This is a genomic window from Thiothrix lacustris DSM 21227 (assembly GCF_000621325.1).
Lineage (GTDB): Bacteria > Pseudomonadota > Gammaproteobacteria > Thiotrichales > Thiotrichaceae > Thiothrix > Thiothrix lacustris.
In genome coordinates this window covers 12,877-36,819 of record NZ_JHYQ01000016.1, presented here as the reverse complement: position 1 = coordinate 36,819, position 23,943 = coordinate 12,877, and the positions used below count along the sequence as shown (strand labels likewise).

Sequence of the window (23,943 nt, the reverse complement as noted above, 5' to 3'; positions counted from 1 at the left end):
ACTCCTCCCTTGATAAGGGGAGGCCGGGAGGGGTTTCTTCAGGTGTTAAGCCTTATGGTAGCTCGTGACCAATTCCACCTCATTACGTGAACCCATTACCACGGGTACACGTTGGTGCAGGTCAGTTGGCTGAAGTTCCATAATGCGGGTGTAAGCCGTGGTCGCTAGGCCGCCAGCCTGTTCAACGATGAAACCCATTGGGTTAGCTTCGTATAGCAGGCGCAGCTTGCCGGTTTTACCTGATGCTTTCATTTTGGAATCCATCGGGTAGATGAAAATGCCGCCACGGGTCAGGATGCGGTGAATTTCAGCAACCATGGAAGCAACCCAGCGCATATTGAAGTCTTTGCCACGCGGGCCTTCAACGCCTTGCAGGCATTCGCTGATGTAACGCTGCATGGGCGGTTCCCAGTAACGCTGGTTGGAAACGTTGATGGCAAATTCCTTGGTATCGGCCGGGATTTTCACGTCTTCGCGGGTTAGCAAGAATTCGCCGCAATCCTTGTCCAAGGTGAACATGTTTACGCCCTTACCGGTGGTCAGTACCATCATGGCGGAAGGGCCATACAGGCAATAACCTGCTGCAACCTGCTTGGTTCCCGGCTGCATGAAATCGGCAGCGGTCGGGTTTTCCACGCCTTCAGGCGCTTTGATAATGGAGAAAATCGTACCAACCGATACATTCACGTCCATATTGGAGGAGCCATCCAGCGGGTCGAACGTCACCAAATAGTGACCGCGAGGAACATTACCGGGCAAGTTATACACTTCATCCATTTCTTCGGAGGCTAGTGCCGCTGCGTGTCCACGGGAAAGTGCTTCGATCATCACGTCGTTGGTGATGATGTCCATTTTCTTCTGTTCCTCGCCCTGCACGTTCTCGGAACCGGCGGAACCCAGCACGCCGATGAGGTCGCCCTTGCTGGTCAAGGCAGCAATTTTCTTGCAGGCCAGTGCAATGTCGTTCAGTACGCAGCTGAACTCGCCCGTTGCGCCTGTGTGTTTACGTTGTTCTTCTAAGATGAACTGTGTCAGTGTGGTGCCAATTTGGTACATACCAGCTTCCATATAGTTGAGAGTAAAATCTTTATATAAGCTGATTATGATATGCTAATGACTGAATTGTAAATAAAAAAAGGCGGATCCGAAGATCCGCCAGACTTGCGAGGGAGTATTATAACTTTTGAATATTACTAGTTGAGTGTGTAGTGTTAATAGTGAGTCGCAGCCAACAGGTAAGCGGTTCAAAGAAAGATAAAAAAAGATCATTCATTATTTTTTTTAGTATTGAGTGAAATTGATTAGAACCAAACCGGTAGTGAGAGCGACATAAAAGATGGAAGGTCACCCACAAGCGAACAAGCAACAGGCTGATGTCACCAGTAAACTTAGTGATGAGATCCTTATGGAACTTATCAGTACAGGGAATCAACAGGCGTTTAGTCAGTTATACCTGAGATACCAGCCTAGATTGGTTAAGTATTGTTCCCGAGTGTTGCGTAATGATATTGCCCAGGCCGCAGATTTAGTGGATGAAGCAATGTTTGATGTTTGGCGATCAGCAGAAAATTTTGCTGGTAGGTCAAAAGTATCCACATGGATTTACTCCATTGCCCGCAATAAGGTTGTGTCATGGTTGCGCAAAACATCGGAAGTGACGCTAGATGACGAGTCGATACTAGACTCCATGATCGACCCTGCCGCTAGTCCTCATGAGGAGTTAGCATTGGATGATATGAAGCAGCAGTTACTACGCCTGATGGACCAGTTAACGGAAGAACATCGAGAGGTGATCAGGCTGACCTATTTTGAAGACAAATCTGTTAGGGAAGTAGCCAATATATTGGATATTTCCGAAAACACAGTCAAGACGCGCATGTTTTATGCCCGTAAGCGTCTGGCGCAGTTGCTGGAAAAGGCAGGTATTGTCAGTTTTGACCTTTGATGCGGCATTAGAGAATATTATTATATGAGCCAATATCGACACAATGATCCAGTTGAAGAAGCACGTCTACTGTTACCTTGGTATATCACTGGGAAGTTGAGTGAGGTAGAGAAGAAGCTCGTTGAAAATACACTGGTACAACACCCTGAATTAGAAGAAGAATATCAGCGTGAACTCAATATGGTTGATGCTATTCGTGCTAATACAGGACTTTTAGAATTGTCTGCAATGGACACGACACAATATCGCTTAGAAAAATTATTAAAGCGTATTGAGCGTGCGGAAGAGAGTGATTCCAAGGCTGTCTCCACAGTGACTACGTCTCCTTCGGCATCTGTAGGGAGCTTATGGCGCTGGGATATTAAGTCATGGCTACAAAATTGCTTACCTACCTTTGAATGGTTGATGCCACGTCATGCCGCGTTTGCTATGCTATTGCTGATTCAATTAGGTTTTGTGGGTTGGTTTGCCAATTCGATCATGACAAAACCCACTGAAAGTGTGTATACAACAGCAGCGGTTGCTGATGATCAGCCCAGTCTGTCTGTTGCCAAAGGGTTGGTGTTGTTGGTGGATTTCAATGATGAGACTCAAATGAGTAAAATACAGGCGTTTTTATCTGATTGGAATGCTACTATCATCGATGGTCCAGATGAAAATAACCTGTTCAAGATTTATATTAAAGGTGTTCAGCCCACTGATCAGCAGCAGGCTGATGTCATCCTGCAAAAAATGGGACAGGATGCTGCCGTGATTGCCTTTATTGGACGGGAATTCTAAAATTTATCATGTCAGCACAGCGTTATCTCCCTCTTTATCTCGCTAGCTTGTTACTATTTCTGAGTGGGTGTAGCCCGGCAGAATATAAAGTGATTGGTCACACCGATACCTCCCCCGCCTGTCAGCTAAGCAGTAGCATCTGTGTCAACACCCCAGTATTTCGTCAGGTTGATTATGCAAAAGATGAAATGCTGATCACTTATGATAGTGAGAAACCTTCAGAAACTGCTGATGCTGTGCTGAAAAAATACAAATTACGCGCCAAACGCAGCGACAATTTGGACTCCATTAAAACGACGATGATTACTGCCGCGACGAACGGACAAGATCCTTATGATTTAGTGCGATCCATTAAATCGAATGAGCAAGCAGTGGATGCTAGCACCAGTAATTTTTACTCTACTGCTGCCGTAAACGATACCAGTTTGCCAGCTTACCCACTGAGCTTGACAGGTGTTGCGGCTGCCCGTCAGCGAACAGGGGGACGAGGTGTTACGATTGGCATGATCGACACCCCCATTGATATCAATCATGAATCATTACATGGCGATATTCAGCGTATTGAACTTATCGCCCCCGGTGATGAGCATAACCGTCTACACGGTACAGAAGTTGCTGGTATTATGATCAGTAAAAATCCCCGTATTGGTATTGCCCCAGATGCACGTTTGATAGCGATTAGTGCATTCAGCACCAACGCGGCCAATCCGGATGAACGTAATAGTAATTCTGGCTTGGTTGCTCGCGCATTGGAATTAGCCATGCGAGAAGGGGTGCAAGTGCTGAACTTAAGTTTTGCGGGCGGCTCTGACCCGGTTGTGGATAAATTGGTACTGGCTGCTATACAAAAAGGTATTGTAGTCGTTGCTTCTGCGGGTAATGGTGGACCATCTGCACAACCGGCTTATCCGGCTGCCTTGCCTGGGGTGATTGCTGTCACCGCTGTGGATCAGAGTGAAAGTATTTTCAACCGTGCTAATCGGGGAGACTATATTGATCTATCTGCACCCGGTGTTGGTATTTTAACTACCGCGCCACGCAACTCCTATCAGGTATCCAGTGGTACTTCGTTGGCAACGGCACATGTCTCAGGAGTGATCGCGTTACTGAAATCCCTAAATCCCGGCTTCAATCCTGAATCCTTGAACTTGACGGCAACTGATTTGGGGAATCCAGGGCGTGACAGTGACTATGGCTATGGTTTGCTCAATACAGTCAGGGCGCTTAGTGCCCCTTGAGATAAAATCCTACCAAAACTTGATATAGAACAAGGAAATGCCGCTTCCTGCATTATTATTTGATTTTACGCAAAGTAGCTTTTTCAGCTCGGCCTTACGATGGACACATGTTTCATTGTAAGGAATCAGCCTCATGTCACACTTTTTTTCCAGCTCTCAAGGCATTGTTTTCATGTCTGTTTTCACCATCGTTTTCATCCTAGGTTTTTTGGGCTATCTGGCTTGGAAATTCTACAAATTGTCCGGTCACAAGCCAGAGCCGGGTGAAAAAAGCTGGTAAGTTAGCGGCGCTGTCAGGCTTCCGCTATCCAGTCGCGATGGCGTAAAAAATCGCTGTAAAGGCGAGCTTCTTCACTGCCCGCTTCTGGTTGCCAAGCGTAACGCCATTTCACCAGTGGAGGCAGTGACATCAGGATGGATTCAGTGCGCCCACCGGATTGCAGGCCAAACAAAGTGCCCCGGTCATAGACCAGATTGAATTCCACGTAACGCCCACGGCGGTAAAGCTGGAAGTCGCGCTGGGTTTCGGTGAATGCCAAGCCTTTACGCTTGCTGACGATGGGGCGGTAAGCGTTGATATAACTGTCGCCCACGCTGCGCATGAAGGCAAAGGTGGTATCGAAACCCCATTCATTCAGGTCATCGAAAAACAGGCCGCCGATCCCGCGCGGTTCATTGCGGTGCTTGAGGAAGAAGTATTCATCGCACCAGTGCTTATAACGCGCATACACGTCTTCCCCAAAGGGGTCGCAAGCTGCTTTCGCGGTGCGATGCCAGTCGATGCAATCTTCCTCGAAACCGTAATACGGGGTCAGGTCGAAACCACCGCCAAACCACCACACTGGTTCTTCGCCTTCCTTTTCTGCAACGAAAAAGCGTACATTGGCGTGTGATGTCGGCACCAAGGGGTTGTGTGGGTGAATCACCAAAGAAACCCCCAATGCCTGAAAACTGCGCCCCGCCAATTCCGGGCGTTGCGCCGTCGCAGAAGGTGGCAGTTTGTCACCAAACACGTGTGAAAAGTTGACGCCGCCTTGTTCAAACACCGCGCCATTGCTGATCACGCGAGTACGCCCACCGCCGCCACCGGGACGATCCCACGCATCTTCCATGAAGGTTGCCCCGCCATCCTCGGCGGCTAACTGGCTACAAATATCATCCTGCAAGGCCAGCAAGTAGGTTTTGACGGCGGCAATATCCACGTGCGACATGGTGTTTCATCCCTTGATGCTTGAAAAACACCTATTGTAACGGGAAATGCGCGGTGGCTCTAATAAGGTTTCTGCCCGGTATAATTGCCCGGTGGATTGTAATTACATACCCAAATTTGGCCTTTATCGGGACAAACAGCCATGGCGCAACCAACTTCCGTGGTATTTTTCCACACTATCTGAGTGTAATGCCCACAAATTTTGCCATCAGTACAGGTATTGGTATCGTAATTATAATCAATCTTTTCACTACTCCAGTCATTGGCAACGTAGGTAGGGGTAATGGCCTGTAGGGTCGGAGGGCTATTGGTCGATGTTAGCGGACTCGCCCAGAAAAGGTTCTCGCCAACGCCCAAGGTATTCATGCCCGCAGCGGAACGGTGCTGCATTTGACAACCATTTTCGTTGGCCAGATGAGTTGCCCATTCCTGCGCATAGCTGCTCATGGTGCTAGACCATGTAAGTGGCAAAACAGCAACATCAGCCCGTACTTGATTATGAGTTTCCAACATTCCCGTCATGGACTCAGGTTCTGAGGCAGGTGAAAGGGGAGTGGTGGATGCTGTCGCAGTTGTCACAGTTGTCACAGTTGTCGCTACCGGGGGGGAGGTAGATGAACTAGAAGAACCGCCGCACGCTGTTAGCAACAGCGTCAGGCTCAGCATTGCAATATTACGCACTTTATCGTCCTCGCGTTACGGGATAAAGGAGTTGTGGCGGCGCTCTTCGCCGATGGTCGTGGTTGGCCCATGACCCGGAATGACGATAACATCATCACCCAGTGGCCACAACTTAAGCTTTATAGACTGAATAAGCTGCTGATGGTTCCCGCCCGGAAAGTCACTGCGCCCGATAGAACCGTTGAACAACACATCGCCCACAAACGCCACCCCCGCTTCCCGATGGAACAACACCACATGACCGGGCGTGTGTCCGGGGGTATGGATAATCTCCAGTTGTTGTTGCCCAAACCGTAAGGTATTCCCCTCCTGCAACCACGTATCCGGCACGAAAGCCTCGCAATGCGGCAAACCAAACTGCTTGGCCTGCACGGGCAGTGCATCCAGCCAATACTTATCCGCCTCGTGTGGGCCTGAAACGGGAATCTGATAATGCTTAGCCAGTGCCATCGTGCCGCCCACATGATCCAGATGCGCATGGGTCAGGAAGACGCCGACGGGTTTCAAACCCTGCTTATTTACCGCTGCCATCAACTGGTCGGTGTCACCACCGGGGTCGACAAATGCGCACTCCCGCGTGGCTTCGCACCAGATAAGGCTGCAATTTTGTTGAAAGGCCGTAACCGGAATGGTGAGATATTGCATAACATTGCCCAAGGTCAGAAGATTTACAAACGCGCTTAAAGCGGGTGATTATACGTGGGAATGGCGCTGCGGTAACGCGCCAAAAGTGCTACAGTAACACCCCATTACGCCCCATCAGATTTCAAGAGGATTCCCAGTGCTAGTTGCTGCCAATGTCACCATCCAGTTTGGTGCTAAACCACTATTCGATAATGTTTCCGTCAAATTTGGCGACGGCAACCGCTACGGCCTGATCGGTGCGAACGGGTCGGGCAAATCCACCTTCATGAAAATTTTGTGCGGCTTGCAAGAAGCAACCGCAGGCAACGTTTCCAAAGACCCGCACGAACGCATCGCCTATTTGCGCCAAGACCAGTTCGGTTTTGAAGACGTGCGCGTGCTCGACGTGGTACTGATGGGGCACGAGGAAATGTGGAAGGTCATGTCTGCCAAAGACGCGATTTACGCCAACCCCGACGCGACCGAAGACGATTACATGAAAGCGGCGGATCTCGAAGGTCAGTTCGCGGAAATGGATGGCTACACCGCCGAATCCCGTGCTGGTGAACTGCTGATGGCGGTCGGTATTCCCATCGAACAGCACAATGGCCCGATGAGCCAAGTAGCCCCCGGTTGGAAATTGCGCGTCTTGCTGTGCCAAGCCCTGTTCGCCAACCCTGATATTTTGTTGCTGGACGAACCGACCAACAACCTCGACATCAACACCATCCGCTGGTTGGAAGAAACGCTCAATAACCGCGATTCCACCATGATCATCATCTCGCATGACCGGCACTTTTTGAACCAAGTGTGTACGCATACCGCCGACCTGGACTTCGGTAAAATCCAGATTTACTCCGGCAACTACGATGATTTCATGGAGGCTTCTACCCAAGCCCGTGAGCGCCAAGCCAATGCCAACGCCAAGGCCAAAGACCGCATTCTGGAATTGCAGGATTTCGTGCGGCGCTTCTCTGCCAACAAGTCCAAAGCCAAGCAGGCGACCAGCCGTCGTAAGCTGATCGAGAAACTCAAGCCGGAAGACATCAAGCCGTCCAGCCGTCAATACCCGTGGATTCGCTTCGAGTATGACGAAAAAGAACGCCTGCACCGTTTCGCGGTGGAGGTCGAAAACCTCACCTTCGGCTACGAGGGTATGGATAAGCCGCTGATCAAAAACTTCAGCTTCGCCATCGAAGCGGGTGAAAAAGTCGGCATCATCGGCGAAAACGGCGTGGGTAAAACCACCCTGCTCAAACTGCTTGAAGGCCAGTTGCAGCCACAAAAAGGCAGCATCAAATGGGCGGAAAAAGTACGCATTTCCACCTACGAGCAAGACCACGAAGACGACTTCAAAAGTGACATCAGCCTCACTGACTGGATGGCCGATTACGTGCGTAAAAGTGGCTATGAAGGCGAAGACGCCGAAACCCAAAACCGTGGCACACTCGGCCGCTTACTGTTCGGCGGCGATACCGTGAAAAAGCCGGTGCGCGTGTTATCGGGTGGTGAAAAAGGCCGAATGATTTTCGGCAAAATGATGTTGTCACGCACCAACGTGATGTTGATGGACGAACCTACCAACCACTTGGACATGGAATCCATCGAATCCCTCAACGGCGGTTTGGATCGCTACGATGGCACGTTGATGTTCGTGTCACATGACCGGGTATTCGTTGGCTCACTGGCGACGCGTATTTTCGACGTCAAAGGCGACGGCACGATTGTCGATTACCGTGGTACTTACGACGAGTATCTGAGCAGCCAAGGGCTGGAATAGAAGAAAATCCTCTTCACGGGCACGGAAATGCGGCGAGCTTAGCCTCGCACGCGCTGATTTTTCCACCGGGTAATGGCAGGGCATCCTGCAAAATCGCACACGCTGACGCTTTCGCACCCTTTACCCCGTAAGTTTCCAGCAAGGCCAGTTTTTCGATGGCCTTGCTGGTATTGCAATCCCGCTTTCTGTCCGCGCTGAGCGCTGCCTGATAGGTAGTTGCAGCGCGGTCATATTGCCCTTCGCTTAAATAGCGCTCCGCTACGGCCAAATAAAACTGCTTGTCGAGAATGACCTTGTTTGCTGGGCTCAAGGCGCGGGCGGCGTTACAGGCATCATTGTTGATGAGGCTTTCCATCGTATCCAGCGGTGCTGCTAAGGCACGGGCAATGCACAGATTGTTTTGTACCCAGTCAATGCGCTCATTGATGCTGACCGCATTTTCCAGCGCGAGTTGCGCCTCCTCAGCGCTGCGTAACGGCGGATCAGCAGATACCAGCAACACCCCCAGATTCGCCCAAGCAAATACATTGCCGCAATTCTGTTGGATAGCCAACGCATATTTTTCCAACGCTTGTAAGGGACGGTTGTTGTTGAACAGCAAGGTTGCATCGCCTTCGGTGCTGTTGGATGCCAGCATATCCTGTGGCTTGGCGGGTGGGCGATTGAGGCACTCTGCCAGCAAAACCCTGACGGATGGTAATTCCAGCAGGGGTGTATTCGACTCAGGAGCTACTCGAATCATACTGCGCATGGTCAGTGAATTATTCGTTTGGAAGGCGCTGGCATCTGGCAAATTGGGAAGTAGCGTTGGTATTGCCATCGGCGCAGGCATCGGTTCTGGAATACGCAGAGCGACTTGTCCCGCTTCTGGTAGGGCACTGGCGGTGCAGGCTTTGGTCGTTGGATAATCTGGGCAGAGTAGGCGGGTTTTGTCGAGTGCACTGCCAGTGGTTTGCCCCAGAATGTGCCGCAAGGTGTCGTTGCCATTCGCCATTTGCCGCACCCGCGCAGAATGCAGGTCATTCAATAAGCCATCGAGTTCATTCGGAGTCATCTGGCTGCTTTGCAGGCGCGAACAGTAATCAAACCACTCACGTAATTGACCATCGCTGTGTTCCAGCGCATCCGCTTCCCCGCTGCAATAGTAATACAGATTGTGGCTTTCCGAGGCGACACTCAACAACTGGATACGGGCTTCACGCAGCATGTCGTTGATTAAATCCATGTTCAGGGCGTTGGTGTCATGTCCCGCCAGATCGCGTTCGAACGGGAAAATACGCCCATCCAGCTCCGCTTGCAGGAACAGCCTGCCCTGATCCTGATAGACCGAGCCGGTAATATTGCGCCGCCCGAAAATGCTGGCGATGAATTCCACCACGTCATTGATGGAAATCCCGGTTTCGGGTAACTTGATGTCAGAACCCAGCAAATAGTCTTCGCTATTGCCCGTCACCGCGCCGATATTCACCTTGCGATTGCGGCTGGTGCGTTTGACGGTGTTGTAAATATCGTTTTCTGCCAGCAATAACTCCTGTTTCAGGGCATTGGCAATGATACGCCCGGCATCCGCATGGCTATTACTCATGCTTTGCGGCACTGTGAAGGGCTTGACCAGTACCAAACGCGAACTTTCCACTGCCTGATAGACAACGAATAGCACAATCAGCAACAATCCCAAGGTGGCAAACAGCCGCAGGAACCCCATAATGCGCTCGGTGAGAAAGTGCATGAGGTCGAGGGATTTGCTGACCCAGCCACGCAAGCGTTTGCCCAGTGCTTGCCAGCGGGATGTCGGGATGGGGGGATCGGCGTTTACTGTTTCAGTCATGACAGCCCATTTCCTTCACAAGGGTTTATTGGAGTATAGGTTATATAAACCCGACGAATGGAAGTGTGGCAAAATAGATGTATTACAACCAAGGGAGTATTACCATGAATATCACCGTTAATGTCGAGATGACACCAGAAGACCTACGCCGCATCATGGGGCTGCCGGATGTTCAGGAGTTCAACCGCGAAGTCATGGCTCAAATGCTGAAAAAAATGCAGGAAGGCGTCGAAGGTTATGACCCGATGGCGTTTTTCAAACCGGGCGTCATGGGTAATGCTGATATGTTTAAACAGTGGGCAGATATGTTTGGCAAGTTTAGCGGCGGCGCGAAAAGCTAAGGTTTACACATGCAAGTGACTATTCCCGGCCAAGCTGAGCTGGACATCCGCCACGTGGTGTTTGATTACAACGGCACCCTGGCGGAGGATGGCGCACTGATCCCCGGCGTGGCGCAACAGATCAACCACTTTGCGCCGCAATTCACCTTCCACGTGATCACCGCCGATACCTATGGCACGGTGGCGCAGGCGCTGGAAGGTGTTGCTTGCACGGTTCACGTCATCCCCAACGGGCAACAGGACGTCAGCAAACGCCAGTATGTCGAGCAACTCGGCAAGGAACACGTGCTGGTGGTGGGCAATGGCAATAACGACAAACTGATGTTGCAAACGGCGGCATTAGGCATTGCGCTGATTCAAGCGGAAGGCGTCGCAGTGCAGGCCGTGATGGCGGCGGATGTGGTGTGTACGTCGGTGCTGGATGTGTTTGGGTATCTGGCAACGCCGAACCGGTTGGTGGCGACTTTACGGAATTAAACCGATAATCGTAGTTATTCCGCCTTCACTGGCATCGGCTTATACTCACGGTTTTACCCACTGCTTCAGAAAATTGTGAGAACAATCACTATCGCGCTGGCTGCATTGCTGCTAAACACTAGTATCTCAGGCGCTGCATTTGCCCAATGCGGGAATGGCAGCGATACCTTGTTCCATTGCACTGCCCAAAAGAGCGGCAAGCAAATTGAGGTCTGTGATACAGACAAAACCATCGACTATTCCTTCGGCAAACCTGGTAAAAAGCCAGATTTGGCGCTATCGGTACCGCGTGCTGACGTTACAACGTGGCAGTGGAATGGTATAGGGCGCTATATGTCTTACACGGTCAACATCCCTAATAATGACCATGTGTATCGTGTTTTTTGGGGCGTTGACCGCCTTACAGATGAACACGCTATCGAGGCTGGTGTGCATGTTGAAAAGAATGGTGACGTACTGGCAACGATTTACTGCAAGCCGGATACGGTTGAGCAGAGCCTCGAAGGGGTGGACTTGAAGCCGGAAGAATAGTGAGGCTTCTGAGCCTCGGTTAGTGTTCTACCGAGGCCTTCGTCTCTAGCGCTGGTTTTAAACCAAAATCACCACCAGCTCCTTCGGCCCATGCACCCCATACGCCAGCGTCTGCTCAATATCCGCCGACTTCGAGGGGCCCGAAACCAGCAACGCATTGCTGGGCATTCCCGTTTTTACCCAGCCTTGTTCCTGCACCGCCTCGGCGAACGTGGTGTAGAGCTTATCCACTTCCAGCACCGCAATATGCACGGGTGGAACCAGCGACATCAAACGCGGTTCTTCCGCATCTGGCATCAGAATCAACGTACCCGTTTCGGCAATCCCGCCAAAGGTGCTGGTGAAAGCTGCATCGACTCCGTAGAACAGTTCCTCTTTCCAGCCTTCAATCGGCCGATCGTAGGTTTTGAGTGCCGGAAAATGTTCTGCCTGTGCATGAATCTGTTTACCCCGTTCTGTTTCTGGCGAAACTAACAGATTTTTCAAGCCCTTGGCGGCACAGACTTGCTTGACCACATCCAGCCACGTATCAGCCGTTGCCTGATGCACTTCGGCACGTACCGCCACCATGCGTTCGGTGAAACGCCGTACCCGTTCGGCACGATCCCAGTCGAAGCGGCTCAGGTAATCACGCTCGTCAAAGCCGCATTCTGGGCGTTGCGGTTCGCGCAAACGCGCAAGGATGTTGGTGCGAGAAGCAGTGGTATTACTCATGATCAACTCCCAAGGCTTTGAGGCGTTCGTGCAAGGTGGATTCGGCGAGTTTCGGCGCAGTACGTACCGATGTCCACGCCCCCAGATTGGTCGGCAACATGCCCTTGAAGCGCGTCGCCAGTTTCGAGCCGGTGTGGTAAAGCGCCGGGTGCGTCGCTGCCCACGCCCAGGTTTTCCACGTCGCTGCTTCACTCAGCGTGCGGCGTTTGCCCGAACCCACAGTATTGGTATTGGCGGCATCCTTGCGCACCCCGTCGTAACGCAAGCGGTTGAGAATGCTGGGAATCGGGATGCGTACCGGGCAAACTTCGCTGCACGCGCCGCACAAGGTCGAGGCTTGAGTCAGTTCGCCATGCACATCCAACCCGGCTTTTTGCGGCTCCAAAATCGAGCCGATGGGCCCCGGATACACCGTGCCATAGCTGTGTCCGCCAATGCGCACGTACACCGGGCAATGGTTAATGCACGCCCCGCAGCGGATGCAGCGCAACGTTGCCAGCAATTCCGGGTCGCTGTAAATATTAGAACGCCCGTTATCCAGCAGCACCAGATGCACTTCTTCGGGGCCATCTTTTTCACCCGGCTTGCGCGGGCTGCTGATCATATTCACGTAAGTGGTAATCGGCTGCCCGGTGGCGGAACGGGTCAAAATGCTCAACAGTGGCGGTACATCGCTCAGGCTTTCCACCACCTTTTCGATGCCCGTCACCGCAATGTGTACCGGGGGCGCGGTGGTCGACATGCGCCCGTTGCCTTCGTTTTCCACCAGACACAGCGTGCCGGTTTCCGCCACCATAAAGTTCACCCCGGAAAGCCCCACAGGTGCGGCGTAAAACTTGTCGCGCAAGATGCGCCGCGCCAGTTGCGTCAACTCATCCACGTCTTCGGTGTAGGGGATGTCGGGGAATTTTTCGTGGAACAGCTTGGCAATCTGTACGCGGTTTTTGTGGATCGCGGGCATGATAATGTGCGACGGCGCTTCGTGGTCAAGCTGGATAATGAATTCACCCAAATCCGATTCCAGCGCTTCAATGCCCAATGCTTCGAGGAAATGGTTCAAGCCCATTTCTTCCGACACCATCGACTTGCCCTTGATGATCGACTGGGCGTTGTGCTGCTGCATAATGCCCAGCACGATCTGGTTGGCCTGATCGGTGGTTTCTGCCCAGTGCACCTGAATGCCGTTGCGGGTCAGGTTGGCTTCGAGCTGTTCCAGCAATTCCGGCAGTTTGCTTAAGGCATTGGCGCGGATTGCCATGCTTTGGGTACGCAAGCGTTCCAGTTCCACCTTGTCGGGGAATTGATCGAGGCGGCGCGTCATCAAGCCATCCATTGCGCGGTAAAAATTGGCGCGGACTTCGGCTTTGGCGAGGTTCTCGCGCACAGTGAGGCGGAATTCGCTGGTCATGAGGCATTCCCTCCGGTTCTTTCCCACAAAAACTCGGCAATGTGCTGGCTTGGAATGGCATTACCCTGCTTTTCCATTGCCCCGCTGATATTCATCAGGCAACCGCCATCCTGACTGACCAGCCGATCGACTCCGGCATTGCGGATATGGGTGGTTTTATCCAGCACCATCGCGGCGGAAATTTCCGGCTCTTTCACCGCAAATGTGCCGCCGAAACCGCAGCACTCCGGCTTGCGGGCGTGTTCTACCCGTTCGACGTTGCTCAATTGCCCCAGCAGCGATTCGATCTTGTCGGCAACACCCATTTCACGGCGGGCGGAACAGGAAGTGTGTACCGCCACCTTGATCGGTGCGCCCAAATCTTGCAGTTCGATTTGCAGCACATCGACCAGAAATTCGGTGAGTTCAAACACGCGCCCCGCCACATCCAAGGCTTGCGCTTCGTCAGCTTCGCCTTTGAAGAGTTCGGGGTAATGGGCTTTCATCATGCCCGCGCACGAGCCGGAGGGGATGACGATGGGAATGGGTTTGGGGAACAAGGCGATTTGCGCCCGTGCCACGGCACGCGCTTCGTCGCGGTAGCCGGAATTCCACGCGGGTTGTCCGCAACAGGTTTGCGCGGGCGGGAAAATCACGTTCACACCTGCCCGCTGGATTAACTGAATCGCCGAGACGCCCGCTTGCGGGTACATCAGGTCGATCAGGCAGGTGCCGAAAAAGTAAAGGGTGTCAGGTTTTTGTTGAGTCATATTCACGTTTTGGCTCTCCTTTGGATGAACCACTGCAAGCCTGATGGCGTTAAACGGTAGCGTTGTTTGCTGCTGCGCGGCTTGTCTGGGGTAGTCATTTCCAGCAAACCCGTCTTCAATGCGGGCAGAAGATAATGCTCGCGAAAATGGTCGGCATGTTTGAGTTGCAATACAGCCTGAATATCAGCGCGTTTCATTTCTCCCTGTATCACCAACAGGAGCTTTTCGACTTCCCCGGTGACTTCCCCGGTGACTTCCCCGGTGACTTCATTGCCTGATGTGGCAAGCGGTTCTGCCAGATAAATAATGACACGCACTCGCATTCCAACTTCGATAATGTCGGGTCGGGGCAAGTGGAGTTTCTCGGCTTCTTGAAAGATACGAGGAATGCCGCTACCCCACTGTTCAATCAGGTTAAGTTCACGGAAAACGCGGGCGATAACCCGGTTACGTAATCGGGAAACACCTTGCATCATGTCTTCAAGCGTCATACCCGGCAGTAAGATACCGGGGTTTTCCACTTCGATTCGGTCATCAAAGAACATGACGCGAATGGGTGCACCTTTTTGTGAGTAATCGGCATGAACCACAGCATTGACGACGACTTCACGCAGGATAGTCAACGGAATACTCCAGACATCCTTGCGCCGCAAACCAGAGGAAAAGTCCGCGCCACGCATGGCGTGCTTTTTCAGAAACGCCATAACCTGCTCAACGGCTAGCGGCAGGTGATCGTGTATCTCAGTATGATCAAAAATATTGGCTTTATCCCTGCCGATGAAACGCCCACATTGTATCCAGGCATCAGGAAACACATTGTCACGATGATGCCCGAATAGCAGCAGCCCGCCGATAGTAGGGGCAAGCCGCCCTTGGCTGGGAACAAGCAAACGCAGGGTTTGTAAATCCTGCTCCAGCAGTTTACGTTGCGGCGCAAAACTAGCGACTACAGCCGGGAAGTCGATCGCCTCGGCGGTCATGTCAGGCAATACCTGTTCATCGAAGGTAACGCCCATGACACCGCGCCGCAGATCTGCAATCAGATCAGCATCTGCCTGACGGTTGCTAGAACCAAGCCGGACATAGACCCCGCGTACATCACCTTCGGCACGTAACCAGTGGGGACGTGAATTGCTGGGGAAAACTTCAACGACAAGTAAGGTTTTATCTTCCCATGTCATGAGTTCCACATTGGGGACAAGGCGTGGTTCAATGCTATCAGCAATCGTGCTACACAAACGTTCTTCCGCATCCAGTGGATTTGCCACACCCAGCACTTCATGGGTTTTATCCTCAATACCAATAAGCAACGTACCGCCTGCTGTATTGGCAAACGCCACCAGCGTTTTGAGGATATTACGGGTGGAGGACAAATCACGTTTGAATTCCAACGTTTTACCCTCTGGCTGGTTCAGGTATTTCACTGTCATGTGCTTTACCTTCCAATCAGGGTCAGGTGACGCAACGAACGCACTTTGCGGGCTTCGTCGGCGTCGATGGATTTGAGGGAATCTTCCACAAAGGCCAAGTGTTCTTGCGCGGCTTGGCGGGCTGCTTCGGGATCACTGGCAATCACCGCTTCCATGAGCGCCCGGTGTTGGTGGCTCAAGGGGTCAAACACCCGTGGAATGGTGTAAAGCTTGTCGAGGTTGTGCGAAATGCTGTTTTGCAGCAGTTCAAACAGGTTTTTCATGACTTGCAGCAGCACCAGATTGTGCGAAGCCTCGACAATGGCGAGGTGGAAATCGGCATCGGCGCGGGCTTCGTCCATCGGGTCTTCGCTGCCATGCAGCCGGATCATGTCATCGAAGCGGGCGCGGATATTCTGCTTGTCTTCGTCAGTGGCGCGTAAGGCGGCATACCACGCGGCGTTGCCTTCCAGCGCATGGCGGATTTCCAGCACATCGAAACGGTATTCCGGGTTTTCACGGAACAGCTCAACCAGCGGGCTGCTGCACGGAACGGCTGCGTGAGGCGTTTCGCTTTGCACAAACGTGCCGCCGCCGGGTTTGGAGAGCAGCAAGCCACGGCTGATCAGGGTTTGAATCGCCTCGCGCAGGGAGGGGCGCGATACCCCAAACTGTTCCGCCAAGGCGCGTTCGGCAGGCAGGCGTTCACCCAACTTGAAATGCCCGCTGGTGATCATCTGTTCGAGTTGTTGGGTCACTTGTTCGGCAATCCGCACGGTTTGCATCCTTCCTGTTTTTTGGTCTTACCAATTTTGGCTATCATAAAAGGCTTCAAACTTTATTGCAAGCATATAAATTTAAAGATTGACAAGGACTTGGTAAAAGTTACAGAATTTCACGGTCTTACCAGTTGTTGGCTATCGGTCAAATTGGTAAGACCAGTTATTTACCTTGGAGGAGGCGTTTTCAATGAGCCAAACTGTGCTTTCGTTACTGGCATTTTTGCCACTGGTGCTGGCAGCCGTGCTGCTGGTGGGATTCAACTGGCCCGCCCGACGGGCGATGCCCTTCGTGTTTGTGGTGACGGCAGCGATTGCGCTGACCGCGTGGGACATGACGGTTAACCGAGTGTTGGCTTCTACCTTGCAAGGTTTGATCCTGACCGGGGCGATTTTGTGGATTATATTCGGGGCGATTTTGCTGCTGAATACCTTGAAGCATTCCGGGGCAATCACTGCGATTCGCGCGGGTTTTTCCAATGTCAGCCCGGATCGGCGCATTCAGGTCATTATCGTGGCATGGTTGTTTGGTTGCTTTATTGAAGGGGCTTCTGGCTTTGGTACACCGGCGGCGGTGGTCGCACCTTTGTTGGTGGCGTTAGGCTTCCCGGCTATGGCAGCAGTCATGGTGGGCATGATGGTGCAATCCACCCCGGTATCCTTCGGTGCGGTCGGCACGCCCATTATCGTCGGTGTCACTGGCGGTCTGGACAAGGCCGGTATCAGTGAAAAACTCCTCAGCCAAGGTTCAAGTTGGGATGTTTTCTACGGTTTGATTACCTCGGAAGTGGCGATTACCCACGCCATCATTGGTGTGTTGATGCCGCTGTTCATGTGCGTCATGCTGACCCGTTTCTTCGGGCGTAATAAATCCTGGGTGGAAGGTTTGTCGGTTGCGCCGTTTGCGATTTTCGCAGGCTTGGCATTCGTGATTCCTTACGCACTGGCTGGCGTCTTCTTGGGGCCGGAATTCCCGTCCATTATTGGTGCATTGGTGGGTTTGTCATTGGTTGTGCCTGCGGCGCGGGCTGGTTTCTTAATCCCCAAAAAAGCGTGGGACTTTGCCCCAGCGAGCGAATGGTCAGCAGAATGGCTGGGTAGCATCGAAATCAAACTGGATAGCCTGACTGCCAAAGCACCCGTGTCGATTGGCATGGCGTGGTTGCCGTATGTCTTGCTGGCGAGTTTGCTGGTGTTGTCACGGGTGAGCACTGAGGTGAAAGGTTTCCTGAACAGCACGCTGGTATTGCCGTGGGTGGATATTCTGGGTGAAAAAGGCATTTCCGGCAAAATCGAGTTCCTGTACTTGCCGGGCGGCATTATGGTGCTGGTGGTTTTGGCGACGTTCTTCCTGCATCGCATGAAGTTTTCTGAGTTGAAAGCAGCGGTGGGCGAGTCTTCACGCACCTTGTTGGGCGCGGGTTTTGTGCTGGTGTTCACCATTCCGATGGTGCGGATTCTGATCAACTCCGGGGTGAATCTGGCGGATTTGCCGTCCATGCCGCGTGCTATGGCGCAGTTGGTAGCGAGTGGTGTGGGTGACATTTACCCGTTCTTTGCCCCAGCGGTGGGTGCATTGGGCGCTTTCATTGCTGGCTCGAATACCGTTTCTAACCTGATGATGGCGCAATTCCAGTTTGATACGGCTGGGTTGATCGGCGTGTCGGGCGGGATGCTGGTAGCGGTGCAAGCGGTCGGTGCGGCAGCGGGTAATATGATTGCGATCCATAACGTGGTGGCAGCATCGGCAACCGTCGGCTTGTTGGGGCGTGAAGGGCAAACCATTCGCCTGACGATTATTCCGACCCTGTACTACCTCGTGATGGCGGGTATTATTACACTGGTTGCTATCCATGTGTTGGGCGTAACTGATCCATTAATGTGAGGCAAAAGCCATGAACCATCCTTTGATTACCACCCTGCAAGGCATCGTGGGTGCGGATAAAGTTACCACCGGGCAACGCCGCACCGAGTATTACCGCACCGGCTTCCGTTCCGGCAGTGGTGCGGCGCTGGCAGTGGTGTTCCCCGATTCGCTGCTGAACCTGTGGCGCGTGCTGGAAGCCTGTGTGGCGGCGAACACCATTATCATTATGCAGGCGGCCAAAACCGGTCTGACGGAAGGTTCCACCCCCAGCGGGGCGGATTACGACCGGGAAGTGGTGGTGATCAATACGTTGGCGATGGCAGATATTGTATTGTTGAATGGCGGCGAGCAGGTGCTGAGTTTCCCCGGTGCAACCTTGCACAAGTTGGAAAAACTGCTCAAACCGCTCAAACGAGCGCCACATTCGGTGATCGGCTCCTCCAGTTTGGGGGCGTCGATTGTCGGCGGGGTGGCGAATAATTCTGGCGGGGCACTGGTCAAACGTGGCCCCGCTTATACCGAGCTGGCACTGTTTGCGCGGGTAACGGCGGATGGTAAGCTGGAACTGGTCAACCATCTGGGCATTGAGCTGGGTGATTCGCCGGAAACCATGCTGACCCGGCTGGCATCCGGCGACTTTGTGAAAGAAGGCGTGGATGATGGCGGCAAAATGGCTTCCGACCGCGAGTATATCGAACGCTTGCGCGACGTGGATTCCGCGATTCCTTCGCGCTTCAATGCTGACCCGCGTCGCTTGTACGAAGCCAGCGGCAGTGCCGGGAAACTGGCAGTGTTTGCGGTGCGGTTGGATACGTTCCCGGTAGCGCAGCAGGATCAGAGCTTTTACATCGGTACGAATGACCCGCAAGTGCTGACCCGTTTGCGCCGTCACATCCTGAGCCGCTTTGAGAATATGCCGGAAGTCGGCGAATACATGCACCGCGACAGTTTCAATATCGCGGAAAAATACGGCAAGGATACCTTCCTCACCATCGAAAAGCTGGGCACTGACTGGATGCCGAAACTGTTTGCTCTCAAGGGGCGCACGGATGCGACCTTGAATAAGTTGCCGTTACTGCCGAAATACCTCAGTGACCGGGTAATGCAGGGCGCAAGTCATTTGTTTCCGCAGCATTTGCCCGCGCGTTTGCTGACGTTCCGTGACCGTTACGAACATCACCTGATCCTGAAAATGAGTGATGGCGGTATTGCCGAGGCGCAGGCGTTCCTGCCGGAATTCTTTGCGGATAAGGCCAATGACGGCGGGTATTTTGAATGCACGCCGGACGAGGCTAGCAAAGCTTATTTGCAACGCTTTGCGGTTGCGGGCGCGGCGATCCGTTACCAGACCGTCAACAGTCACAAGGTCGGGGAGATGTTGGCGCTGGATATTGCCTTGCGCCGCAACGACAGCGACTGGGTGGAACAATTGCCAGAAAGCATTCGTAGCCAGATTGAATATTCGCTGTATTACGGGCATTTCATGTGCCACGTTTTCCATCAGGATTACATCCTGAAAAAAGGTGCGGATGCGAAAGCGGTGAAAAAGGCGATGCTGGAACTGCTGGATTCGCGTGGGGCGAAGTATCCGGCGGAACACAATGTCGGGCATTTGTACGAGGGGGAAAGCGGCTTACGCGAGTTTTATAAGCAGCTTGACCCGACCAATACGTTTAATCCGGGGATTGGGAAGATGGATAAGTATAAGAGGAGTTGCAGTTGTTGCGCTTGAAGCGCTGAACTCAATCCTTTAGCACATCTGGCTTTTTCAGTGTTTTCTTCTCTTCAGAAGCCAAACGACGTTCCACGTTATTTGCTATTTGATAGAGTCAACTGTGTTGAGTCTGATTTGTCTTTTTCATCCACAACAAGCTTTTCGCCATTAAATGTAACCTTTACATTGTAATTAAATTGAGGGAGCGACATTAATGGCTGAAAAATGTTCATGATAGCTACTTGGGCATTCTTCTTCGCCATATAATCTAATCTATCGTTATTTGCATAAGCAGATACCCGTCTTCTTGCCATTTCGTTAAGTGAATTATACATATCACTATTAATTTCCGGGGAAAACCATCCTTCACTAGCTTCGCCAAACGTCAACTTTACAGCTCGTGAAAGTTCTTTAGGTTGTGGTAAGTCAATAGAAATATATCGCTCACCATGATTTACAGACATCTTGAAGTCATTAGTAAGATCAAGTCCAAAGAGAATACTTGCGTTGACATGAGCATTGATTTTTAAATCAGATGTTAGAAGTAAACCTTCTTTTATCCAAGTATTGCTAATAAAGAATTTATAACTTGCTTTGGCCGTAGCCAACATCAATATTGACTCTTTTATTTTCTTTTGCAAATCAACTTGCATAATCTCCATGTCTTTTATCAATGCTTGATCTTGTAAGGATTTGGCTATAGGTGGCAATAAATCTGAAAGTATTTTTGAGCATAACGTATCGTCAGAATCTCCCCCTAGCCAACCTATTTGAAGCATAGCGACTTTTGAAAAATTTTTAACTTTTGCCCATGGCATAAGCTCAATCAATGCACATGATTCCTTTCCCATTGAATGAGAGAAGCTCTCAACTGCATCATTATATTTGTAAACTTCAATACCATAAGTGCTTACTGGATGTTTTTCTTTGCTAGACAACATCCCTTTATGAATATCGGTTATTATTATACTTCTTTTTTTATAATATTCATCAATCGCTTCTTGCTTCTCTTCATCTGACAAACTGAGTTTTTTGGATATGCTTTTTATTAACTCAATATTGACACTATTAGCTAAGAATCCAAATTCTTTACTTGGGTTTATTGAATCATTAGCAGCGAGTATCACATCTAAAGATTTACCATCTTTATAATTATCAGGAAAATTGTTGGTTGCTTGATCAGGGAGCTTCAAATGCTTTTTGTTTTGATGAAAATAGAAAAAAATGGCAGCCACAACCAAACATACGCTTATTCCTACAAGGAATGATTTTTTTCTTAGCAAAAAGATATTAACAATATATTGATTTATCATAATTTACTTCATTATTTTTAATAATTTATTTTACAGAAGAGCTGATTTCTTAGTGCACGGTAAGATTATAGCGACTATCGTCAAAGATAGTAAACTTTTCATTTACTTCTTCTGACCAAGTAGCCTGACTTGATCGGACTGCGCGGCAAACCCCGTCTTTCAGGGACATTCAGGGACATTCAGGGAGGGGAGGATGTCAATTCCCTTTATAAACGCTATCGCTGTCCGACAGAAATGTCAAAACTCCAATAACATACCATCATACGAAACCTCAATCCCCGCTGCTGTCAGTTCGGCACGTTCGGGCGAGGTTTCTTCCAGAATCGGGTTGGTGTTATTGATATGAATCAGTATCTTGCGGGTGTCGGGGAAGTTCCCCAGCCATTCGATCATGCCGCCTTCACCCGATTGTGCCAGATGTCCCATAGCCAACGCAGGCTTAGTGCCAACGTTGCGGCGTAACATTTCATCATCTGTCCAACACGTCCCATCCACCAGCACGCAGTCGGCATTGGCGAAAAACGCTTGTAAGTGCGGCTCGATTTCCCCAAGGCCAGGTGCGTAAAACAGTTTGCCGCCGGTCGCTGTGTCTTCAAACCAAAACCCTACATTGTCGCCAATGCTCGGGTTATGGCGGTGCGGGGAGTACGGTGGCGCTTTGCTGTGCAATCCTACCGGGGTGATGCGCAAGTTATCCAGTCCCGGAATGCTGAAACCAGCGCCATCCAGTGGCAGCGCGTGGCGATTCACCCCGCAATAATGTTGCAGCATATTGAGGATGGGGAAACCCGTCGTCAGGTCTTCGTAGACGCTATCGGTGCAATACAATTCCAGCGGCTGTTTGCTTTCGCGCAGAATCAGCAAGCCTGTGGTGTGGTCAATCTGGCTGTCGGCCAGCATCACCGCGACGATGCCGGTATCGCGTAACTGACGAGCCGGTTGCAGCAGTGCATGATTGGCATTGAGTTGGGTACGGATGTCCGGTGAAGCATTCACCAGCAACCAGTTCACTTTATCGGTGGAAACCGCAATCGAGGACTGGGTGCGCGAACGGGCAACGATGTCACCCGTCCGCTCCCCGGCACACATTGGGCAGTTACAGTTCCATTGCGGAAAACCACCGCCCGCCGCAGAACCGAGTACCAAGGTATACAAGATTAACGGTTCATGATGTACAGGTTAATCTCGAAACCGTAGCGCATTTCGTTGAATGCTGGCTTGGTCCATTTCAGGGATTTTTTCATGCTCTGTCTCCTTTTCAATCGGGTGTAAGATGAGTATTTCACTATACCTGAGCGCAGGTTGGCGAAAGGTTGGCTGCAACTTTAGAAGGAGAGCATGGCACCAACCGCTACACTGCCAGATTCGTCCTTGCCTACGCCATCAAGGTCACTGGTTTGGCTGGAGGCTTCGCCAATCAGGGTCAGGTTATCGGTTAGGCTGTGATAAGCACCGAGCGTCACCTTGTTGTTTTTGACCTTGGTGAGATTGGTTTGCTTGCTTTCAGACAAGTTGAGACCCAGCTTGGTTTTGCCTACCTTGTAGGTTGCCTGTGCCATATAGCCTTTGGATTTTTCCGCCGCACCGGTGGTGCTGTTAAAACCGGGGAAAATAATACCGCCCAATCCCAACGTATCCATGCCTTCACCTTGATAGTAGGAACCGGCAAAACTCGCTTTATTCACATCCACCTTGGCAAACACATCCATTCCCTGAATACTGGGTTTGTCGCCGTTAGCCAGTTGGACTGTCTGGCTGATGGCCGTGGCGGATACCTTGCCTTTGATACCATTGCCCTTGTCCCAGTCATAGCTGAGTTTGCCGTGGATGCCGGGCTGGCCACCGTCACGGGTAGCCTTGCCGCTGGATTCGACGCCATCCATCGGGTTGAAAACACCAACGGTAGCTTCCAGCCCGTTTTTCTTCGGTGACGTCCAGTTGATCTGTGAGAGGCGGTCGGTATACACATAACCATAACCTAGCCCGCCCAACGTCGTATGCCCTGGCCCAGCGGACGCAAAGGTTGCCCCTGTACCCGACAAGCTCATGTCATTGATGATGGGGTCAAACCCGAACAGGCCGAAATCACGTCCGGCCTTAACCGTTCCCATTTTCTCATTGCCGAAGGTCATGAAAACTTGACGTGCATCCACTGTGGAGAAGTCCAATGCATCGCCCGGTAAGCCGTTGGCATCTTGCGAGGCCATGCCATAATACACATTGATGTTACCCGCAAGATCATAGCCGTTTTGCTTGGTTTTGGCACTGAAGTTCAGGGAGGCGGGTAACAAGCCATTGGAAACGCTATGGGTATTATCAGTGGCTGCTGTGCCCGTATCCAGATCCGCGCAGGCCAACCCTGCCATCGTCCCACCCCCTGCACCCAGCTTGCCCGCATCACACGTTGTGACGGTGTAGAAGGTATTGATGTTGCCACCTAAGCCCAATTCCCAGTCACCGGCTTGCCAAGTGGCAGCTTGAACTGTTGATAGGCTACCAGCAGCGATGATAGTGGCGATAGCGAATGAAATTTGATGTTTGCGCATAATTAATTA

At 51.5% G+C, this 23,943-nt stretch carries 24 protein-coding genes; 10 read left to right on the top strand and 14 right to left on the bottom strand.

Features of this window, described 5'->3' with window-relative positions:
• Positions 1–45 precede the first annotated feature (45 nt).
• Entirely contained in the window at positions 46–1,056 is a 1,011-nt protein-coding gene (locus Q394_RS0108710; protein WP_028488953.1) for a class 1 fructose-bisphosphatase, read from the bottom strand.
• A gap of 280 nt (positions 1,057–1,336) precedes the next feature.
• Here Q394_RS0108710 and Q394_RS0108705 point away from each other — a divergent pair, with 280 nt between their 5' ends.
• From Q394_RS0108705 to Q394_RS22595, 4 genes are all read left to right on the top strand, one after another.
• On the top strand, positions 1,337–1,945 hold the full coding sequence (locus Q394_RS0108705) for a sigma-70 family RNA polymerase sigma factor (RefSeq protein WP_028488952.1): 609 nt from the start codon (positions 1,337–1,339) through the stop codon (positions 1,943–1,945).
• A 24-nt stretch (positions 1,946–1,969) separates the two neighbouring features.
• Complete coding sequence (locus Q394_RS0108700) at positions 1,970–2,725, top strand: hypothetical protein (protein WP_028488951.1); 756 nt, start codon at positions 1,970–1,972, stop codon at positions 2,723–2,725.
• Positions 2,726–2,733: 8 nt separating this feature from the next.
• Positions 2,734–3,963 carry a S8 family serine peptidase gene (locus tag Q394_RS0108695; RefSeq protein ID WP_038140980.1) on the top strand — a complete coding sequence of 410 codons (1,230 nt, stop codon included), beginning with the start codon at positions 2,734–2,736 and terminating at the stop codon, positions 3,961–3,963.
• A 133-nt stretch (positions 3,964–4,096) separates the two neighbouring features.
• Positions 4,097–4,243, top strand: coding sequence for a hypothetical protein (locus Q394_RS22595; protein WP_169735887.1), 147 nt, complete (start codon positions 4,097–4,099; stop codon positions 4,241–4,243).
• Positions 4,244–4,256: 13 nt separating this feature from the next.
• On the opposite strand, the gene hemF is transcribed toward Q394_RS22595, so the two are convergent.
• Genes hemF through Q394_RS0108675 form a run of 3 tightly spaced genes read right to left on the bottom strand, consistent with a single transcriptional unit; the run spans position 4,257 to position 6,499 of the window.
• Positions 4,257–5,174: an oxygen-dependent coproporphyrinogen oxidase gene (hemF, locus tag Q394_RS0108685; RefSeq protein WP_028488949.1), complete on the bottom strand. Its 918-nt coding sequence runs from the start codon at positions 5,172–5,174 to the stop codon at positions 4,257–4,259.
• 59 nt (positions 5,175–5,233) lie between these two features.
• Positions 5,234–5,854 carry a CAP domain-containing protein gene (locus Q394_RS19620; RefSeq protein WP_028488948.1) on the bottom strand — a complete coding sequence of 207 codons (621 nt, stop codon included), beginning with the start codon at positions 5,852–5,854 and terminating at the stop codon, positions 5,234–5,236.
• A 15-nt stretch (positions 5,855–5,869) separates the two neighbouring features.
• Positions 5,870–6,499, bottom strand: coding sequence for an MBL fold metallo-hydrolase (locus Q394_RS0108675; RefSeq protein WP_028488947.1), 630 nt, complete (start codon positions 6,497–6,499; stop codon positions 5,870–5,872).
• Positions 6,500–6,635: 136 nt separating this feature from the next.
• Between Q394_RS0108675 and Q394_RS0108670 the strand changes: the two genes are divergently transcribed.
• The gene (locus Q394_RS0108670) at positions 6,636–8,258 is read left to right on the top strand and encodes an ABC-F family ATPase (RefSeq protein WP_028488946.1); all 1,623 of its coding nucleotides are present in this window, start codon (positions 6,636–6,638) and stop codon (positions 8,256–8,258) included.
• A gap of 13 nt (positions 8,259–8,271) precedes the next feature.
• On the opposite strand, the gene Q394_RS0108665 is transcribed toward Q394_RS0108670, so the two are convergent.
• The gene (locus tag Q394_RS0108665) at positions 8,272–10,086 is read right to left on the bottom strand and encodes a tetratricopeptide repeat protein (protein ID WP_028488945.1); all 1,815 of its coding nucleotides are present in this window, start codon (positions 10,084–10,086) and stop codon (positions 8,272–8,274) included.
• A gap of 104 nt (positions 10,087–10,190) precedes the next feature.
• On the opposite strand from Q394_RS0108665, the gene Q394_RS0108660 reads away from it, so the two are divergent.
• The 3 genes from Q394_RS0108660 (at position 10,191) to Q394_RS0108650 (ending at position 11,435) form a co-directional block, all read left to right on the top strand.
• Positions 10,191–10,427, top strand: a complete 237-nt coding sequence (locus Q394_RS0108660) for a DUF6489 family protein (RefSeq protein WP_028488944.1) — start codon at positions 10,191–10,193, stop codon at positions 10,425–10,427.
• Between the two features lie 9 nt (positions 10,428–10,436).
• Positions 10,437–10,904, top strand: coding sequence for an HAD family hydrolase (locus Q394_RS0108655; RefSeq protein ID WP_028488943.1), 468 nt, complete (start codon positions 10,437–10,439; stop codon positions 10,902–10,904).
• Between the two features lie 75 nt (positions 10,905–10,979).
• The gene (locus Q394_RS0108650; RefSeq protein ID WP_028488942.1) at positions 10,980–11,435 is read left to right on the top strand and encodes a hypothetical protein; all 456 of its coding nucleotides are present in this window, start codon (positions 10,980–10,982) and stop codon (positions 11,433–11,435) included.
• Between the two features lie 57 nt (positions 11,436–11,492).
• On the opposite strand, the gene Q394_RS0108645 is transcribed toward Q394_RS0108650, so the two are convergent.
• Genes Q394_RS0108645 through Q394_RS0108625 form a run of 5 tightly spaced genes read right to left on the bottom strand, consistent with a single transcriptional unit; the run spans position 11,493 to position 16,500 of the window.
• On the bottom strand, positions 11,493–12,149 hold the full coding sequence (locus Q394_RS0108645) for a LutC/YkgG family protein (RefSeq protein ID WP_038140975.1): 657 nt from the start codon (positions 12,147–12,149) through the stop codon (positions 11,493–11,495).
• A complete protein-coding gene (locus Q394_RS0108640; RefSeq protein WP_028488940.1) occupies positions 12,142–13,557 on the bottom strand; it encodes a LutB/LldF family L-lactate oxidation iron-sulfur protein in 1,416 nt (471 codons plus the stop codon). Before Q394_RS0108640 ends, Q394_RS0108645 begins: the two co-directional genes overlap by 8 nt.
• Positions 13,554–14,306, bottom strand: coding sequence for a (Fe-S)-binding protein (locus Q394_RS0108635; RefSeq protein WP_038140972.1), 753 nt, complete (start codon positions 14,304–14,306; stop codon positions 13,554–13,556). The genes Q394_RS0108640 and Q394_RS0108635 overlap by 4 nt, the downstream gene beginning before the upstream one ends.
• A gap of 2 nt (positions 14,307–14,308) precedes the next feature.
• Positions 14,309–15,736 carry an AlbA family DNA-binding domain-containing protein gene (locus Q394_RS0108630; protein ID WP_028488938.1) on the bottom strand — a complete coding sequence of 476 codons (1,428 nt, stop codon included), beginning with the start codon at positions 15,734–15,736 and terminating at the stop codon, positions 14,309–14,311.
• Positions 15,737–15,741: 5 nt separating this feature from the next.
• Complete coding sequence (locus Q394_RS0108625) at positions 15,742–16,500, bottom strand: FCD domain-containing protein (protein ID WP_028488937.1); 759 nt, start codon at positions 16,498–16,500, stop codon at positions 15,742–15,744.
• Between the two features lie 184 nt (positions 16,501–16,684).
• On the opposite strand from Q394_RS0108625, the gene Q394_RS0108620 reads away from it, so the two are divergent.
• Together Q394_RS0108620 and dld are read left to right on the top strand one after the other, a co-directional pair.
• Positions 16,685–18,379 carry an L-lactate permease gene (locus tag Q394_RS0108620; protein WP_028488936.1) on the top strand — a complete coding sequence of 565 codons (1,695 nt, stop codon included), beginning with the start codon at positions 16,685–16,687 and terminating at the stop codon, positions 18,377–18,379.
• Positions 18,380–18,389: 10 nt separating this feature from the next.
• Complete coding sequence (dld, locus tag Q394_RS0108615; RefSeq protein ID WP_028488935.1) at positions 18,390–20,093, top strand: D-lactate dehydrogenase; 1,704 nt, start codon at positions 18,390–18,392, stop codon at positions 20,091–20,093.
• A gap of 77 nt (positions 20,094–20,170) precedes the next feature.
• Here dld and Q394_RS0108610 read toward each other — a convergent pair whose 3' ends face one another.
• From Q394_RS0108610 to Q394_RS0108595, 4 genes are all read right to left on the bottom strand, one after another.
• The gene (locus Q394_RS0108610; RefSeq protein WP_028488934.1) at positions 20,171–21,388 is read right to left on the bottom strand and encodes a DUF4230 domain-containing protein; all 1,218 of its coding nucleotides are present in this window, start codon (positions 21,386–21,388) and stop codon (positions 20,171–20,173) included.
• Between the two features lie 237 nt (positions 21,389–21,625).
• Positions 21,626–22,543: a pyrroloquinoline quinone biosynthesis protein PqqB gene (gene pqqB / locus Q394_RS0108605; protein ID WP_028488933.1), complete on the bottom strand. Its 918-nt coding sequence runs from the start codon at positions 22,541–22,543 to the stop codon at positions 21,626–21,628.
• 2 nt (positions 22,544–22,545) lie between these two features.
• Positions 22,546–22,632: a pyrroloquinoline quinone precursor peptide PqqA gene (gene pqqA, locus Q394_RS23070; protein WP_038140970.1), complete on the bottom strand. Its 87-nt coding sequence runs from the start codon at positions 22,630–22,632 to the stop codon at positions 22,546–22,548.
• Positions 22,633–22,713: 81 nt separating this feature from the next.
• Positions 22,714–23,934, bottom strand: coding sequence for a porin (locus Q394_RS0108595; RefSeq protein ID WP_028488932.1), 1,221 nt, complete (start codon positions 23,932–23,934; stop codon positions 22,714–22,716).
• Positions 23,935–23,943: the final 9 nt, after the last annotated feature.